The organism is Roseibium sp. HPY-6 (assembly GCF_040530035.1).
In the GTDB taxonomy this organism is placed as follows: Bacteria; Pseudomonadota; Alphaproteobacteria; order Rhizobiales; family Stappiaceae; genus Roseibium.
The window spans coordinates 2,246,706-2,264,259 of the sequence record NZ_JBEWCD010000002.1 but is presented as its reverse complement, the minus strand read 5'-3'; the positions used below and the strand labels follow the sequence as shown (position 1 = coordinate 2,264,259).

The following is a 17,554-nucleotide window of genomic DNA, read 5'->3' as shown; positions in this document are numbered from 1 at the left end:
TTATTTCGTCCTACCGTTCGTTTTCGTTCTCGCGGCCACAGTTTTCGTCGCCTATTCGCTACCTCGCAGCTACGAGGCGAAGGCGACGATCCTTATCGAATCGCAACGTATTCCGAGTGAACTTGCGCTGACCACAGTGAATGTCGATCCAGGCGAGCGACTGAAAGTGATCGAGCAGCGCCTTCTTGCGCGCGACAACCTGCTGAGCATTGCAGAAAAATTTTCGCTTTACCGCAGCGAAGGCAAGCCCCCCTCGCCGACGGCCATCGTAGGCAGCATGCGGGATTCAATCTCGATTGACCAGATCGGTGTTTCCCGGTCGCGCAGAAATACGCAAATCGTCGGCTTTGAAGTCGCTTTTCGGTATTCTAACGCAACCATGTCAGCACGTGTTGCAAACGAACTCGTGACGTCAATTCTATCGCAGAACCTTGAGACGCGCTTGAGCCGCGCAGCAGAGACAAGTGAATTCTTTCAACAACAATTGCGCGACCTCGAGAATGAGTTGCTCACAATGGAGCGCAAGATTGCAGCCTATAAACGCGACAATGAAGCCGCATTGCCAGATACCCTGGGAATAAGACGCGAACAGCTAACAATCATATTGTCCAATCTCAATCAGATTGACGCTCAACTTCAGATCGCGAGCAATGCGGACTCTAATAGCGCGGCTACAGGTGACGCCAACGCACAACAGCTTGCGTTCAGTCTCCAGTCCCAGGAACTCAACTACGACGCATTTGTGGAGCGGCGTGAATTGCTGACCCCGCTGTTGGAAAAAGGATTCGTTTCGCAGCGGACGATGGATGATCTGGACCGGCAAATTGCCCTTGCGGAGATCGAAATTGCCGCTATTAAAGCGCGGATGGCCCAGGAAGGTTTCACAACTGATCCCGCGACAAGGACCAAGTTGCTCGAAGCACAGCAAAGCGAACTGACGAGACGGGCCGACAACCTCAAAGAAAGCATCGCAAAAACCCCAACGGTTGAGGTTGAGCTTGCCGCGATGACACGAGACTATGAGAATTTGAGGGACGAATTCAGCCAAACGAAAGCAAAGCTTACGGATGCCGAGATTGGCGAGCGGCTGGAACAGGACCGGCAGGCGGAAAGATTTGAAGTTCTCGAACAAGCGACTATTCCTGAAGCTCCTACCAAGCCAAACCGCATACAAATCGTAGCCGCAGGCGGCGGCGGAGCGCTCGCTATCGGCGCTGCACTTGTGTTTTTGCTCGAGTTTCTAGACAACAGCATCCGGACGGCCGGCGACTTAGAAAGACGTCTCAAGGTTAGACCCATTGCCGTCATTCCATACGTCACAACAAGGCGCGAGCGCATTCGACAAGTTGTGCGCCGCCTTCTTACCTTCTGCCTGTTTTTGCTGTTTGTCGCATGCGTGACGTTGCTTGTTGATCGTTATGTCATGCCAATAGACCTTCTGGCGGAAAGAGTTTGGCTCATGATCGAACCACTCTTGTCGAAATTCAATTTGACCTAAGCGTGCTGAAAACAAAGTCGGAGTTATCGAGTGGAACATATCAAGAGTGCGCTTAAAAAAGCCGGCGTGTTGGACGAAACAGTCGCTCATGCGACTGAAACGCCTCGGCCGGCAGAACGCCGCCTGCCACTTCAGAAAGTCGACTCTACCGAGGTTTCAGCCAAGCCCGAAGAGCTTGTTCTCCGCACCGTCGAGATTGACCCAAAGCATTTGGAAAGAAAGCGGATTGTCTCCAAATCGATGGATGACCCAAACTATATTGCTTTCAATCTGCTGCGTACACGCGTTCGCCAGGCGATGTCTGACAACAATTGGAAGTCGCTTGCAATCACCTCCCCGACACCCAACTGCGGCAAGACGATGGTCACGCTCAATCTTGCCTTCAGTCTTTCCCGCAATCCAGGCCTTAAAACTGTCGTTGTAGACCTGGATCTGAGACGTCCTTCAATCGCACCGACATTAAATATTGAACCGGATCGGTCCATTGCACAGTTCCTGCTGGGACGAGCTGAGGCAAAGGACTGTTTTCTGAAAGCCGACGAGAACTTAACTCTTGGATTGAATAGCGGTCACACGCCTGCATCTTCCGAATTGCTGCAAGCGCCAAAAATGCTAGAGCTTTTCGAGTTCATCAATAAAGAACTTTCACCAGAAATCATCTTGTTCGACCTCCCGCCCATGCGTAGCAGCGACGACGCGCTCGGGTTTCTCCCTCGCGTCGACACGTCTTTGCTTGTTGTGGCGGCCGGCATGACGACAACAGCAGAAGTAGACGAATGCGAGCTACAAATTAGTGAACTTGAAAAACTGCTCGGAATTGTGCTGAACAAGTGCGAAACCGTTAAAAGCGAAGATTATTACTATTGAAAATAATTCTGAATTCGGCCTTACCTGCAAATTCATCTCTATTTGGACCAAATGATTGGTCTCAAGTTGAGGTTCTAGTCAAAAAAAAGTACGTACGAAAGCCATCCGTTTGCATTTAACAGAACTGTCGAATTGCAACGATAGCCGGATGTGATGCTCAATGCCGCTAATCATTGTCCAGGTTATTTAACGACGTAAATCATGTTCGAAAGCTTACATTTTTTTTTCGTGATCAATGATATAGGGTCCCACTCAGATCTTAGCTTTAATTCAGCTTAAGAACTGCGGATATCCAGATATGCATCTCTGTTTGACGATCAAGACAACTGTCAAATCTTGATACCTAGAAGTGATCGATCAAGTTAATCTTCGAATGAAAGATAAAACAAATCATGCAGCTTTCGATTATCATTATTAGCTGGAACACCCTGAAAATGACCAGGGAATGTCTTGAGACCGTTTTTTCCGGTTTGAGCGAAGTCGACGCTGAAGTAATCGTAGTTGATAATGCTTCATCTGACGGTTCGAGAGAAATGGTAGAAGAGTCTTTCCCCGAAGCAGTGTTAATCGCCAACTCGGAGAACCGAGGCTTTGCCGCGGCAAACAATCAAGCGATTGAAATTTCAAAAGGGGAGTATGTGCTTCTACTCAATTCCGATACTCTCATTCATGGCGACGTATTGCCAAAATCGGTCGAATATCTTGAACAAAACCCAGACGTTGGAGTCATGGGGTGCCGCGTGCTCAACACAGACGGATCTTTACAACCGACCTGTAGCCGGTTTCCGACTTTGATCAATCTGATGCTTCAAACGAGCGGGCTGTCGAAACTTCGGTGGCCCAAATTCCTCGACCGATATCAGATGGTCAATTGGAACAGAGACGACGAAAGAGACGTGGACGTTGTGACCGGATGCTACATGCTGGTCCGCCGCACGGCGATGGAACAAGTCGGGTTACTGGACGAGAACTTTTTCTTTTATGGAGAAGAAACCGACTGGTGCAAAAGATTTCAAGACGCTGGGTGGAATTTGCGTTTTGCACCTGTTGGCGTAATCACCCATCACGGCGGCGGTTCCGTTCGAAAACTCAACTACAAACGCGACCTGATGCTCACGAGTGCGACAGTGAAGCTGCATGCGAAACACTACGGCTTGTTAGGCAGTTTTGCCACCTGGCTCGTTCTTCTTACCTTTAATGCGACTAGAGCCGCGTACTGGAGTTGCGCCAGCCTGCTTCAAAGAGACGCTAAATCAAAAGAACGGCGCAATCACTTTATCAATGTCGTTCTGCACCATCATCGGACATGGTCGACAAAAAAGTCGGTAGGAATTTGAACATGACGGGACGTTTGCGCGTTCTCATTGTGGCCTCGCAATGCGACAGATCGGAGATCGGCGAGTCACATTGCGGCTATGAATGGATTTCGCGCATAGCCAAAGTCTGCGACGTTACACTGCTGACTTTACATCTTCCAGGGCGCGTTGCCCCTTCCCTCCAACTGCCCGGTGTGCGTGTTATCGAATGGAACGCATTGGGTTGGGTTGACGGTTGGCGTCGCCTCAATGGAACCCTCAAACCATTCTACGTACCATTCTACTTTCGAGCCAGATCATGGATCAAAAATGCCCGAAAGAAAGGCGAACACTTCGACCTCATTCATCACTTGACGCCCATGGCCTTCAGATTCCCTACCCCCTGTGCAGGCTTGGGATACCCGTACATTATTGGCCCGGTGGCAGGCGGCTTGCCCACGCCGGAAGAATTCAAGGCGGAGTTGAAGACAGAGCCTCTGTTCGCCCGGCTTCGTGAAACAGACAATTTCAGGCTACGATACGATCCGTTTTTGCGCCGCACTTACAAGTGCGCCGAGGCCGTCATTTGCTCCGGTGAATATGTATCAGAGGCGTTGTCCCACCTTAATCTCAAGCGAGTCGAATATGATACTGAAGTGGGTATCGACAGTTTGGCTATTTCAGAAAAACGTCCGTCTGTTGGCCGCGGTAAACTCCGTCTCTTGTTTGTGGGTCGCGTCATTCGAACAAAAGGCGTTCGCGACGCCGTAAGAGCGATGGCCAAATTGAAGGATTTGCCAGAGGTTGTGCTCAAGATTGCCGGAGACGGGGAAGATCTGCAGGACTGCCGCAAGGAAGCTGAGGCATTAGGTGTGACCGATCAGGTGCAGTTTCTTGGGCGGGTGCCAAAGGATGAAGTGGACGAACTTTATGCGGATGCAGACGTGTTTCTCTTTCCAAGTTTTCGAGAGCCAACAGGGATCGTGCTCTTTGAGGCAATGCGCCACGGATTACCGGTCATTACGACATCGATTGGCGGTCCCGGGCACATCGTTGACAACAGTTGCGGAATAAGACTTTCCCCCTCCGAACCCGCCATATTTGCCGACGAGTTGGCAAGCTCAATTCGCACACTTGCGACAGACGCTGAAAGATTGTCGGCGCTCGCAAAAGGGGCTCTTGAACGGGTTCAAGAAATCGGTCTATGGGATCGTAAAATCGAAAGGCTGGTCAAGCTGTACAACGGCGTGAGTGTCGTAAAAAACGAAACACAAATGCGCTGAACCACAAAGAGAACTTAATTCCAATTCTTTCGTTCATTGTCGGTGCGAGCATTACATTTGCTGATGGCACAGCGAACATTCAAAGCAAATTTCGGCTTGGAATGAGTATTTGAGAGAATGAAATTTTATCAGAACGTGTACCAATAGCAGTCAGAGTACTCCGAGAAGTAAATGAACCTTCGTTCTTTTTTACTTTGAGCACTATGACGGAAAACTTTGTCTGCTTTTTTTTAAAAAAGTTTGAGAACTTGAATGCTACAGAAGATGTCTCACAATCATAAAACGTACTTTTTGAGTAAGATGCGCAAATCTCAAAAAGTTTGTGAATCGAGCTTCTCATGAAATTAGATAGGCACATATTTTATGAAAACAGAGCGAGATTAGCCACTGCCTTTGTATTCATTGTAATGATATTTGCCTTCCTGGTTAGATTTCATAACATTTCAACACTTTCATTTTGGCAGGACGAAGGCTACAGCGCTTGGTTTTCTGACCAGAGCTGGCACTATCTTTGGACCAAGGTTCCTACATTTGAGACTCAACCTGTTCTCTACTATTCGATACTAAAGTTGTGGCGTAATCTGGGATCGGACGAAACGACTCTTAGACTGCTGTCGACACTCTTTAGTGTTGCCTCAATTCCATTTGTCGCCGCTACAGCATGGATTTGCGCACCTCGTAAAGACCAGCTCACTGTAACCGTCTTGGCTTCTTTCCTATTCGCAATGTCGGAAACGCAAATTAGGGTGTCTCATGACGTTCGATCTTATTCGATGATGTCGCTAAGCTTGGCAACCACTCTATTTTCGGTTTCTTACCTGCTAATCAACGGCGAGCGTCTTACAAGACCACTCATTGAGGTATTCAGACGTGATAAAACACTTACGCTTGCTTTAGCATTGCTTGGCCTTGGAATGGCGATGCTTGCGTGGAGCCATAATATAGGAATAGTTTATGTTTTTTTGTTTACTTTTTTCTTATTTTTCTGGTGGATTGGCTGCGAGGAAAAGATACACACACTTACCAATCTCACATTTGCAGGATTGATCGCACTAATCGCCTATTTTCCGGCTCTATTTAACTCGCTGTCACAGGTTCAAGGCATCGGCGAACATGGATTTTGGATGACGCCACCTTCAGCCGTCAGATTTGCCAAAGATGCCTTTGGCTTGGCCATTGGAAAGTCATGGGCTGGGCTATTCATTTTCCCGCTTTCGTTGTTGGGAATTTGTTTTCTGTTCTATTCATCTTTGAAGAATCAAGAAAACCGAGCCAGATCTTTGATACCTGTGCTGCTGGTCCTGACTGCTTTTCTTCCAATGATAACGACCGCAATTCTCAGTTATTTATGGCAACCAATCTACCTGCGAAGAACATTTGAAGCCTCGCAAATTGCTCTGATTATTGGTTGTTCAGTAGCGCCGGTTGCTATAGGCCACTTCACGCGACGCCGTTGGAAGACTGTCACCGTATCGCTTATTGCCATGTTTGGTGTCGCGAGCGCCTTCAGTTACCATTCTGTGGTTGCCAATCCGGATGAACGAAGGGCAGCAAATTTTCGCAAATTAGTTGCCCGCGTTATGGAAAGTGCCGAGCCTGGCAGCAAGCCAACCATTGTTGCCTCACCAAACTCCGTGGCTCTTCCAATTATGTACTACGAGGAAATTCAAGATACCGAATTTGATCTGCGGCCCGTTCCCGGACCGTTTCCGGCGACCAAAGCACAGTATGTCTACCCCGCGGGAAACACGGGTGTTCCAGCCATCAATGCGAGCATGGTGGAAGAATTGAGTGTTTCACTTCAAAATGTTGACACTATCTGGTTGGTAGAGAGACAGCCGTGGCGCTTTGATCAAGACCGGCACGTGGGACGATACATAGAAAGCGCCTTTCCTTGTATTCTGGAAAAGCTCCCACCTTATGCAACAAAGCGCCAACGTCGCACTGATTCCGGCAAATGTGAGCAATAGGTCTTTGACTTAAGTCATCTTCCACGAGCATGCTAGTCGAACTCCGTTCTCTCAGGCCAAGTGGTTTACACGTGTTTGCATTTCGACAACAAACATGGCCTCAACCGCCATTCTCCTGAACTTTCACGCCGTCTATATGCCTCATCGCACTCTGACAGAAGTTAGACTGGAACTGATTTGTAGACCGTCCAGTCAATTCGACCGGCGCACGGCAAAACGATCGACGCCTGTTCTTGAACAGGATCTAACGGCGACTGGGATTTTGTGCCTTCAAGTCGCATGTTTGGTGAGAGAGAATTGAATGCCCGGATCATAGCACAGCGCTGGTTTGCCCAAGCTTGAAAAGTTGACTATGTCGCCGAGCACACCATGCGCCACGTCCTTACGGTTCTTTTTTGGTTCGATGCACTGCGCTTGGTCGTTTGGATAATCACAAAAAAGCGCAACAATATCCGCTTCGCCCGCGAGCAGGGAGGATGCATCCTGTTTCCCGCTTTGCAGAACTTATTCGATACCCCCAAATTACTGCGATCTTCGATTTGGACACGAATTGTATTCGTTCCAACCATGGAGACCTCCTTCCTTGGGCAGGCTCAGGATAACTGACCGACTCTTTGGCTCGGCATCATGAACAAATGCCCGTCCTGAGGAGCGACATGGTCTCTCGCTATGTGCAACATCAAACTTGGTTGCGAGATTTCAGTCTTATCTTACCCGTCTTCACTTTTTTTGTGCTTTGGAACTTTGCAAAAGGAACATTTCGTTCCGTTGCCCATTGCGTTGAACTACTTGTTACCCGACACACGCAAATGAACTCAGCATGGATTGCACGGCGTCAGGCAACAAAGGCATTCGCTCTTTCAAGGGTCCAAAAAGCGCGAATCGTCAAAAATAGCCGCTCTTTGAGCCCAAAATTGCCACTCAAGATCGATAACGTCCACATCCTGTTGCTTTGCTGACACTCAATGGCACTGTCTGGTGCATTTCAGAGACTCGACGAAAAAGACGTTCACTTGAATATGATGAAGCCGTTTTCAACACGCAGGCGTCCGAAAACATCTTGTCTATGTTAACATGGGCTTGGCACATAGTGGCCACTGTTTACTCGACACAAGTCTATATCAAATTGGATCACGTTATTACCTGACCCTATGGTGTTCGCAAAATTGCATTGATTGGGAGCTTCGCAGTGCCAACCAACAAGTATCGCAACTACAGGAGACGCCGTCGCATGTTATATGTGCCGGTGCTCGTTGCAATGTTTGTATCGTCTTTTGGATTCGTTATTTTTCTAGCTGGGACGATTATTTCTGGTAACGGATTGAGTTTGACGGAGACGTCGAACGCTTTATCAAATTTTCAAACAACAGTCTCTAAGCTACTTAAAAACCAAGAAGAAGCTGTCGAAACTGCTTCGTGTGAGGAAGGCTCTTCAGAAAACAGTTCGAAAGTATTTAAATTTTGCATAAATAACGAGACCGACATTAAACTGCCAATCAACAGCAGCTTGATAGGTTCCTCTCAACTTGGTCATTTTGAGAGGCACTCTATGTCCGGAACTGTATCTGATGTAAACGAGGCAAGTGTAGAAACCCTTTTGGTTTCGACGCCCGAAGAGCTTCAAGCCGCAATTGCAAAATCGGATGGTGGTGAAACCATTCTTTTGAAAGGCGGTGACTGGGGTGGGCTGACACTCGCTGACTTTAATCCGGCAAGTACCGTAACCTTCAAGTCCGCTGACCCGGACAACCCTGCTGTGTTTTCTAATCTACTGGTCACAGAATCTTCCAACATTACGTTTGAAGAAGTTACATTCGATTACACATTCAGCGAAGGAGACCGTTACAACACAAGGCCGTTTCAGGTTTTGGGTTCCGAGAACGTAGAAATCAAAAACTCGGTGATCGACGGCGATGACGCAGAAGGCATAAATGACCTCGACGACGGTTATGGCAATGCCATTGGTCTATGGGTCAGAGGGTCTTCCGACTTTACACTGACCGAAACCGAACTTTTCAATTTTAATCGTGGTGCAGTCTTCTTCGAGACGGACAATCTGACCGTTACGAACAATGACGTGCATTCGATGGCAAGCGATGGCTTCGATTTTGCCGAAGTGCAGAATGTTCTGATCGAAGGCAACCATATTCATGACTTCGATGCGCACGAGAATACTGAAAACCACAAAGATATGATCCAGTTCTGGACGAACGGAACGGATGAGCCAAGTGTCAATGTCGTTATTCGAGACAATTTGTTGGACCAGGGCGAAGGCGTTTTCACGCAATCGATCTTCATCCGCAATGAGGTCGTGGATTCGCAGGGTGGCGGCGAAGACATGTTCTATCAGAATTTCGTCATCGAAGATAACGTGATCATCAACAGTCATCTTCACGGAATTCGCGTTGGAGAAACAGATGGGTTAAAAATCTCCAACAATACTTTGGTCAGTAAAGAACTGAATCCAGATCCAATCGAAGTTCCGATCATCAACGTCCAAGTTACATCCACAAACGTAACGATTACGGATAACATTGTTGAGTCTGAGGTCATTTATAATGAGGACACTCAGGTCAGCAACGGCAACGTTATTGTCCAGTCAACCGATCCTTTTGGTGCGAACTTCGCCGGAGACTTTTTTGCGAACTATTTTGCAGAAAATGTAACAGCAGCAGACCTAGCTGTTGTTTCGGACGAAGTTTCAGCAACCATTGGGGCGAACATGTCCAAGGTTGTTGAGCCTGGTCACGTTGAGGCTTCACTCGGTTATGGGCGCGATGCTCTAGAAGTTAGCTACTCTTTGTCCGGGAATGAGGCTGAAAACGTCAAATCGGTCGAGTGGGTGTTTTCGGACGGAACGACCAAACAGGGCGTCGACGTAACACACACTTACTCTGAATCTGGACGACAGGACGCCACGGCAAAGGTTACCTACGAGAACGGCGAAGTCGTCGAGTTCACGAAATCCGTCGTTCTGGAGTCTCCGCATTACTTCAATCTTGAAGTCGAAGATGGACAAGCCAAAGATGCCACCGGAACTCCGAACGGGGTGCATTTAGGCGACAAAGTGACGATCACAACGATCGACGGCAAAGAAGGTCTAAGCCTTAATGGCGACAACGTGAGCATCGATGCCACGCAAGACTTCCTGAACAACAAGCAATACTCGGTTTCGTTTGACATTGCGTTCAATGGCTCTCAAGACGCTGGCGGCCGCGTCCTGAATTTCTCTTCCAGCTTCGTAATGTTCATGACGCCGACCTCGATATCGCTCGCTCTAACGACCGATCACGGGGCAACATGGCTGAAATCGTCCTTTCCGAAGCTGTCAGCGGACGAATGGAGTGCCGTCACGTTTACGTTCAACAACGATACCGGCAAAGCTGCCCTTTATTTGAACGGCGAAAAGCTGACGGAAGTCAGTGGTTTGGAAGGTCAGATACAGGTCGGCAACGGCTCACACAAGCTGACACTAGGCGATCCCTACGATGATACGGATATGGGCGTCTCATTGGCTGAGCTCACCTATATTGGTTATGAACTGACGGAAGAAGAAGTCGCAGACGGCTTGAAGATGGGGTCGTTTGAAAAAGCAGTCGATGCCACCGATGAGGATGAAGCTCCAGCAAATAACGATCCCAAGCCGGTCAACGATTCGGATGACACTGACCCACTGGTAGATGACAGTGATGAAACAAACAGTGATGAAGGCCAAACGAATAAGGCGCTGTTTGGAACCGAAGAAGACGACACCATGTGGGCGGGTAGTGCTGAAGGCCAGATTGTGGACGGCGGCGCCGGGAACGACGTTATCGCGACCTACGATGGTGATGACACACTCATCGGCGGTTTGGGGAGCGACAAACTGTTCGGCGGCAACGGGAACGACATACTCGTTGCAGACGCAGATGACAAAAGGCTCGATGGTGGCGCCGGCTTCGACAGACTGCAATTCGACGAGAGTCTCGTAGATATCGACATGCGCGAGTTCAAAGCCTATTTGATTGGGATTGAGGCGTTTAACATCGAAAACGATACCAATCAGACACTAACGATCGATCATCGGGACGCCAGTGGCCTCGACTCAGCCGACGGTTTGTACGTTTTCGCAAATGACGGCGACAGCGTGGTTTTTGATGACAGCTCAAATGCCGTTTCGTTCGTTGCAAGCGGTCAAACTGAGTTTGATGGCAATCTCTTCAATGTCTTCACGTCCACTCGTTACAAGGAAGAAAAGCTCTTCTACATTGATGCTGACGCCAGCGTTTACAATTCCAACGGAGATCTTCTTTCTCCGCTCGAAATTAGCCCGCTGTTGGCAGATGATATAATTGCCTGAGCAATCGGAACTAAAAGTTTGACAGGTCGGGTGGCAACACCCGACCTTTTTCTTTTCTAGTGCGCTCAATCTGAATGCCCACGATTCGGGCCAGAGGCCTCCGCGGCGATTATCCTTGGCGGGAAACGAGCTGTTACATCAAATCAGGTTAAAACCGATGCACTGAATTTGATCTGAGCAGCCCTTTCCAGCTATGGGGCTACATGTTAGCGTTTTGGTGATCAGATCTGGGAAGCTGTTGATCTACGCGGCAAATGCACCATATGAGCGTAAGGAAGAACTGAGTAGTGGATTTACCATTTTTAGAGTAAGATCTTGAAAATGTGCCATAAAACGGCCTAAAAAACCATTCGAGCGATAAATGTTGATTCAACTTGGAGCTTCCTGGTTGTCGCAACGTTATCGGCTGTAGAAGATGCAACATACAAATTTTGAACAGTCACGCACCTCGGGGGCGCTAATGTATGAGCCGTATTACGGGCTCTTGACGAAGCCATTTGCGCTGGTTCCGGATCCGCGTTTTATCTATTGGGCGGGACCCCATAGCATGGCGTTTGCGATGCTTGAATACGGCATTGTCAACCATGCAGGTTTTACAGTGATTACCGGCGAAGTCGGTGCCGGAAAAACTACGCTTATTCAACACCTTTTGAGCAAGTTGCCAGGAGACATCTGTGTTGGTCTTCTTGCGAATACGGGCGGTGCGGGAGAACTTCTGCAGTGGGTCCTGATGTCATTCGACCAGGATTTCGAAAGCGACTCCCACGTCAAGCTCTACAAGCAATTCAGGGACTTTCTGATTGCACAGTACGAACAGGGGCGCCGCACCGTTCTTATCGTCGATGAGGCTCAAAACCTGGGTTCGGAAACACTCGAAGAACTTCGAATGCTGTCCAACATCAACACGCATGATCGTGAACTGCTGCAGATCGTTCTGAGTGGGCAACCGGAACTCAAGACACTGCTTGGTGCGCCGAGCCTGCGTCAGTTTGTTCAAAGGGTCACGTCCGACTTCCACCTTTCGTTTCTGGAGCAGCAGGAAGTTGCCGGATACATCGCGCATCGTCTCAAGGTGGCCGGTGCAAAACGCTCCCTCTTCACACCCGGCGCTTGCGACCTGATTTACTATGCAACGCAGGGAACGCCTCGCCTGATAAATACCTTGTGCGACACCGCCCTGCTCTACGGCTTCGCGACGGAGGCCGAAGAAATAACGCCAGACATCGTCAAGCGCGTGCTCGACGACAAGCGCCGGTTCGGCGTTTTTGCGGTTCAACCCGATCTGGCACTGCCTCAGTAGGATTAGAGCGCGCACGCGCGCTTTCCGCAGCCATGGCACAGTCCTTTGTCGTGGCGCGGGCACACCTGATATTACTGTGATCAAACACCTACAGACCGATTGCTAGCGCGCTCTGCCAAGCACAGCGTCGTTTACTAGGCTTTGGTCACAAGGTTCATATCCAAACAACGGGAATCAATGGCATTGCGCGTGTCAACGATGGGTACGCCGAGACCGACAAGACCTTCATAGTCGATCGCGTCATGATCAGTTGAAATGAGAACCGCATCGTAATCGGCGGCAGTAACATCCTTTAGCGTGATGCTCGCGCGGCCAAACAGGTGCGGAAATTCGCGCATGCGTGGAATAGTCTCAATGTGAGGATCCAGAAAATCGACGGCTGCGCCGTTCTTCAGCATCATGTCCATGAGGACAACGGAAGGGCTTTCACGCATGTCGGGAACATTCTTCTTATAGCTAATGCCAACAAGGAGAATTCGTGATGTCGACAGTCCCTTGCCGCAGTGCCGATCCAGCACTTCACGCAGTTTGGAAATCACATAATTGGGCATGTTCACATTGATTTCGCCTGCCAGCTCCACAAAGCGTGTTGCGTGGCCGAATTCACGAGCCTTCCATGTCAGGTAGAACGGGTCAATCGGAATGCAGTGCCCTCCCAGCCCCGGTCCGGGATAGAATGGCATGAAGCCGAACGGCTTGCTGGAAGCCCCTTCGATAACCTCCCATACATCGATCCCCATCGCGTCGTAGATCACCTTGAGTTCGTTTACGAGCGCAATGTTGACGGCGCGAAAGACGTTCTCTGTGATCTTGACGGCCTCTGCTGTCCCCGTTGAGGAAACCGGCACGACCTGGTCCACGACCTGACTATAAAACGCGACGACGAGGCTTCGAGCCGCGTCGGTATCACCGCCAACGATCTTTGGAATGGAATGCGTGCGAAATGCCGCGTTCCCCGGATCTTCGCGTTCCGGGCTAAAGGCGACCCAAAACTCCTCTTCGACGGCAAGCCCGCTTGTCGACAGTATCGGCGTCAGGACATCTTTGGTTGTTCCGGGAAACGTCGTTGATTCCAAGACCACAAGCGTACCCGCTCGCATGTTCGCAGCGATCTCTTGAGCTGTGCCATTGATGAAAGACAGATCCGGTTCCCGGTGACGTGTCAGCGGCGTCGGGACGCAAATAACGATAACATCGCACTCCGCCAGTCGGGAAAAATCGGTTGTCCAGCTTGCTGAATCCGTGCGTGCAACGTCCTCAAGCATGGCGTTGTCAACAGCCGCAATATAACTCTGCGCCTTGTCGAGCGCCTCCGGTTTGGATCTGTCGATGTCAAATCCGATCACATTGAAGCCGCGCAAAGCGGTCGTCACGGCAAGAGGCAAGCCAACATAACCCAGTCCGATAACCCCAATTCTTGCCGTCTTGTTTTCAAGCTTAACCAGCAGGTCCGCGTGCTTCATATTGTTTGCGTTCATTTCACGTTCCATTGGAGATCCGGTGCGCCTGTCTTCTATATGATCAGAACGAAATCCTTAGACATTTTTTCTCCGGTGCAGGAGAATTTTGTACGAAACCGCTGCATGTCATGCGTGAGTGCGGACATGAACGAACAAAACGCGAGGTGGGAAAAACCCTACGGCCGGCCAAAGGTGCACCGAATAACACAATCGGAGTGACTCTACCTTTGAGGATTTAGCGCCGTCACCAGAGTGATCAAAACTGCGGCAAAGGCAAAGGCACCTGACCCAGACAAAAGAAAACGGCCCGCATTTGCGGGCCGTTTTGACGTCGCGGATGCGATATCAGGCGTCGATCGCCGGAAAATAGGTCGGCAGTTGCGGCACGACGCCAGCAAGGAACGACTGAAGGCGCTCATCGGCGATCTCAACGTCTTCTCCCGGCTTCATCGGTGTGACCACACGCACAAGACCACCATCGGACCGCCCGTCGTTGAACGTATCCCACATGGAAACAAACTTGGCTTCAAAGTCGTTCGTGATCTGGCGGCCACGTTGCTCAAACCAGAAGTAAACCAGCTGACGCTCGAGGCCGCGCTGGATAACCGCACGGTTCACGTTGATCGCCTTGGCCTGGTCGCCGTTGCCGACAGTAATCGTCTTCTGCTCCCATTTGGAAACCTCCCAGCCACCGCCCGGAAGACAGATCTCGGGTGAGTGAATGCCGGACCCTTGCGTCTGCGACTTGTAGAATGTCATCAGCAGATTGACATTTTCGTTGCCGGACTTGTAGTCAGCAAGCAGATACTCATCAGCACCAAGAACGTACTCGATGTCACGATCAAGGATCGTCGCACGTCCCTGCCAGTTGTCGACTTGCATCGGGAAGATGCCCAATGGCAGCCGATCGATGGAGGCCGGTGCCGGCGTCGGGGTCAATTGCCACGCGATACCGGCAACCAAAGCGATGATCGAAGCTGCAACGAACGACTTTCCGGCCTTGAGTGATGGCAGTTTGCGCAGCGGCCCGAGAACGCCTTCGTAGTCCATTCCGATGATGTATTTCGGGCGCTCTCTGCCAAAGGAGCAGAAACGCGACAGAAGCCAAGCGATCAGATACAGGATCACCGTGCAAGATATGAAGATAACCCAGCCTTCAAAGTAGTGAATGAAGCCTTCGGCATGGCCAATCCCGAAGTAGTTGACCAGAACACCGATCATGCCGACCCGGAAGCTGTTCATCAGGATGGTAACCGGTATCGTCGCGAAGAAGATAATCACTCTGTGCCAGTTGGGCCCGTTGTAGAGAACGGCCATGAGCCAGCCGAAACTGAATAGCGGGAAGAGGTAGCGCAGGCCACTGCAGGCTTCCGCGACAAGCAGTTTGTATTCGCCGAGATCGATAACCGTACCATCGAGCAAAACGGGGATACCCATGAACTGGATAACGGCAACGCCAATCTCCGCAGACACCGCCTGAAGGTGCGTGGAAACGCTGAGATAAATGAACTGCGGCAGCGGCAACATGAAAATCAGGTGCAACCAGCCTGGCCAAAAGCGGAAACCTTCCCGTGTGCCCGCCAGTATCAGGATCAAGGCGCCGACGTAAAGAATGAAGCCGTAGGTAATAACGTCCGGGATTTCCACCAGGTTCCCGAGCAACCCGACCAAAAGGGCAAGCCCAAGGACGACAAACCCGACAATCCTGCTGCCATGATCCGGTTTGACCGGATGACGATGGATTTCAAGCAGCGTCATGTAGCCGGTAATCAGGGGTACAAGGGGACCATAGCTGTACTCTGGCCGCGACCAGGCGGCACCGAGTGAAATCAACCCATCCCAATAAAAGGCAGCAGCGCCAAGGGACGCAACCAGTATCCAGGGGATAGCGCGCATAAAGAGAGATCCAAAGTCTCCCGGCAGGGCTCCACCGCTTTCACGAATATCGACAGTCATGAAAAGTTCCGTCCAAAAAACCTTAACAATTGGCTGTTTCAAACAACCGCGCTGAACTATGGCCTTTATTTCCCACATTCAGCGCCCATTTGTAACTAAATTATTGGTGAAAATGCGAGGATCATGCAAATTTGAGTAAAAGCTTTGTCGAATTAATCTTAATTTCGTTTCGAATTTGAATCCAGGCAGACTCCGTTTGACCTGGCAAATACCTTGGCCGTATATCAAGCATGTTTGAATATTGTATTTCCCGTTGAGGAGTTGATCGTTGCCTGATGCGCAAAACATGCCGCAGCCTGTGGCCGGTAAAGTCCTGATTATAGTCGAGAACCTGCCCGTTCCATTCGATCGGCGGGTCTGGCAGGAGGCGACTGCCCTTCGCGAAGCGGGCTATGAAGTCTCTGTCATTTGCCCGACCGGGAAGAAGCACACGGAGCTTGAGGAAACCCTGGACGGTATTCATATCTACCGTCACAACCTGCCCTTGGAAGCGTCCGGAGCACTTGGCTACCTTGCAGAGTATTCAGCTGCACTTTTCCACGAGATGCGGCTTTCCATCAAAGTGCTGCGCAAACATGGTTTTGATGTCATTCATGCGTGCAACCCGCCGGACCTGATTTTTCTGGTGGCCGCCTTTCACAAATTGTTCTTCGGCAAAAAGTTTCTTTTCGATCAACACGATATCAATCCGGAGCTCTATGAAGTCAAGTTTGGGAAAAAAGGGTTCTTCCACAAGCTTCTGACGATATTCGAGCGCTGCACCTTCAAACTCGCGGACGGCAGCCTTGCGACAAACGAGACGCTCAGGGACAGAGCCATCAACACCGGCAAGATGCCGCCCGAAAAGGTTTGGGTTGTCCGAAGTTTCCCGGATATCGGACGTTTCAAGAGAGCTGAACCGGATCCGACCGCAAAGCGCGGGCGCCGCTATCTGGCGGGTTATGTCGGCATCATGGCCGAGCAGGATGGCGTTGAATATCTGGTCAGGGCCATGGACCACATCGTCAACGCTGAAGGGCGGGACGATATCGGCTGCATTATCATCGGCGACGGTCCGGATTACGACCGTTTGCGAGCGTTGTCTGAGGAACTGAACCTGACTGACTATGTCGAGTTCGCAGGCTATGTTTCGGGTCAGCCCCTTTTGGAAAAACTCTCCGCGTGCGACATCGGCGTGATCCCGGACCCGTCGAATGTCTGCAATGACAAGCTTTCGATGAACAAGGTGTTCGAGTACATGGCGCTTGGTATGCCCTTCGTACAATTCAACCTTGAACAGGCAAAGATAGATGCAGGTGAAGCTGCACATGTCGTTGAAGAGAGCACTCCCGAGAGCCTTGCGAAGGGAATGATGGATCTTCTGGCCGACCCGGAACGGCGCGAGCAGATGGCCACATACGCCAGGGAGCGGGCGCAGCGCGAGTTCCACTGGGATATCGAGAAGCATTCAATGCTGGACGCCTACAAAACGCTTCTGAGCCCGAAAGAACGAATTCACGTCACAGACACGGTCAGCAAAGCGGCCAGCACAGCGAGTGAATAAGCTCCAGCAGACACCAATGGGACGACCCTGTTACTGAACTCAA

General features: G+C 50.2%; 10 protein-coding genes. 8 read left to right on the top strand and 2 right to left on the bottom strand.

The window, feature by feature from the left end; translation table 11 throughout:
* The first annotated feature begins 166 nt into the window (after positions 1 to 166).
* The 7 genes from ABVF61_RS21495 (at position 167) to ABVF61_RS21465 (ending at position 12,552) form a co-directional block, all read left to right on the top strand.
* Positions 167 to 1,498, top strand: a complete 1,332-nt coding sequence (locus ABVF61_RS21495) for a GumC family protein (RefSeq protein ID WP_353995579.1) — start codon at positions 167 to 169, stop codon at positions 1,496 to 1,498.
* Positions 1,499 to 1,528: 30 nt separating this feature from the next.
* Positions 1,529 to 2,365, top strand: coding sequence for a CpsD/CapB family tyrosine-protein kinase (locus ABVF61_RS21490; protein WP_353995578.1), 837 nt, complete (start codon positions 1,529 to 1,531; stop codon positions 2,363 to 2,365).
* 392 nt (positions 2,366 to 2,757) lie between these two features.
* The gene (locus ABVF61_RS21485) at positions 2,758 to 3,702 is read left to right on the top strand and encodes a glycosyltransferase family 2 protein (protein ID WP_353995577.1); all 945 of its coding nucleotides are present in this window, start codon (positions 2,758 to 2,760) and stop codon (positions 3,700 to 3,702) included.
* A 2-nt stretch (positions 3,703 to 3,704) separates the two neighbouring features.
* Positions 3,705 to 4,943, top strand: coding sequence for a glycosyltransferase family 4 protein (locus ABVF61_RS21480; protein WP_353995576.1), 1,239 nt, complete (start codon positions 3,705 to 3,707; stop codon positions 4,941 to 4,943).
* A 338-nt stretch (positions 4,944 to 5,281) separates the two neighbouring features.
* The gene (locus ABVF61_RS21475) at positions 5,282 to 6,913 is read left to right on the top strand and encodes a glycosyltransferase family 39 protein (protein WP_353995575.1); all 1,632 of its coding nucleotides are present in this window, start codon (positions 5,282 to 5,284) and stop codon (positions 6,911 to 6,913) included.
* A 1,189-nt stretch (positions 6,914 to 8,102) separates the two neighbouring features.
* Positions 8,103 to 11,252 carry a right-handed parallel beta-helix repeat-containing protein gene (locus ABVF61_RS21470; protein ID WP_353995574.1) on the top strand — a complete coding sequence of 1,050 codons (3,150 nt, stop codon included), beginning with the start codon at positions 8,103 to 8,105 and terminating at the stop codon, positions 11,250 to 11,252.
* Between the two features lie 460 nt (positions 11,253 to 11,712).
* Entirely contained in the window at positions 11,713 to 12,552 is an 840-nt protein-coding gene (locus ABVF61_RS21465; RefSeq protein WP_353995573.1) for an ExeA family protein, read from the top strand.
* 134 nt (positions 12,553 to 12,686) lie between these two features.
* Here the strand turns inward: ABVF61_RS21465 and ABVF61_RS21460 are convergent, their stop codons facing one another.
* Entirely contained in the window at positions 12,687 to 14,030 is a 1,344-nt protein-coding gene (locus ABVF61_RS21460) for a nucleotide sugar dehydrogenase (RefSeq protein WP_353995572.1), read from the bottom strand.
* A 327-nt stretch (positions 14,031 to 14,357) separates the two neighbouring features.
* The gene (xrtD, locus tag ABVF61_RS21455; protein WP_353995571.1) at positions 14,358 to 15,968 is read right to left on the bottom strand and encodes a VPLPA-CTERM-specific exosortase XrtD; all 1,611 of its coding nucleotides are present in this window, start codon (positions 15,966 to 15,968) and stop codon (positions 14,358 to 14,360) included.
* A gap of 268 nt (positions 15,969 to 16,236) precedes the next feature.
* Between xrtD and ABVF61_RS21450 the strand changes: the two genes are divergently transcribed.
* Positions 16,237 to 17,511 (top strand): glycosyltransferase family 4 protein, encoded by a 1,275-nt coding sequence (locus ABVF61_RS21450; RefSeq protein ID WP_353995570.1) that lies wholly within the window; start codon positions 16,237 to 16,239, stop codon positions 17,509 to 17,511.
* Positions 17,512 to 17,554 lie beyond the last annotated feature (43 nt).

What these genes read in the sequence shown, in the direction of transcription:
- ABVF61_RS21485 (WP_353995577.1), top strand. Translation starts at nt 2,758, where the DNA reads ATGCAGCTTTCGATTATCATTATTAGCTGGAACACCCTGAAAATGACC.
- ABVF61_RS21480 (WP_353995576.1), top strand. Translation starts at nt 3,705, where the DNA reads ATGACGGGACGTTTGCGCGTTCTCATTGTGGCCTCGCAATGCGACAGA.
- ABVF61_RS21475 (WP_353995575.1), top strand. Translation starts at nt 5,282, where the DNA reads ATGAAATTAGATAGGCACATATTTTATGAAAACAGAGCGAGATTAGCC.
- ABVF61_RS21465 (WP_353995573.1), top strand. Translation starts at nt 11,713, where the DNA reads ATGTATGAGCCGTATTACGGGCTCTTGACGAAGCCATTTGCGCTGGTT.
- ABVF61_RS21460 (WP_353995572.1), bottom strand. Translation starts at nt 14,030, where the DNA reads ATGAACGCAAACAATATGAAGCACGCGGACCTGCTGGTTAAGCTTGAA.
- xrtD (WP_353995571.1), bottom strand. Translation starts at nt 15,968, where the DNA reads ATGACTGTCGATATTCGTGAAAGCGGTGGAGCCCTGCCGGGAGACTTT.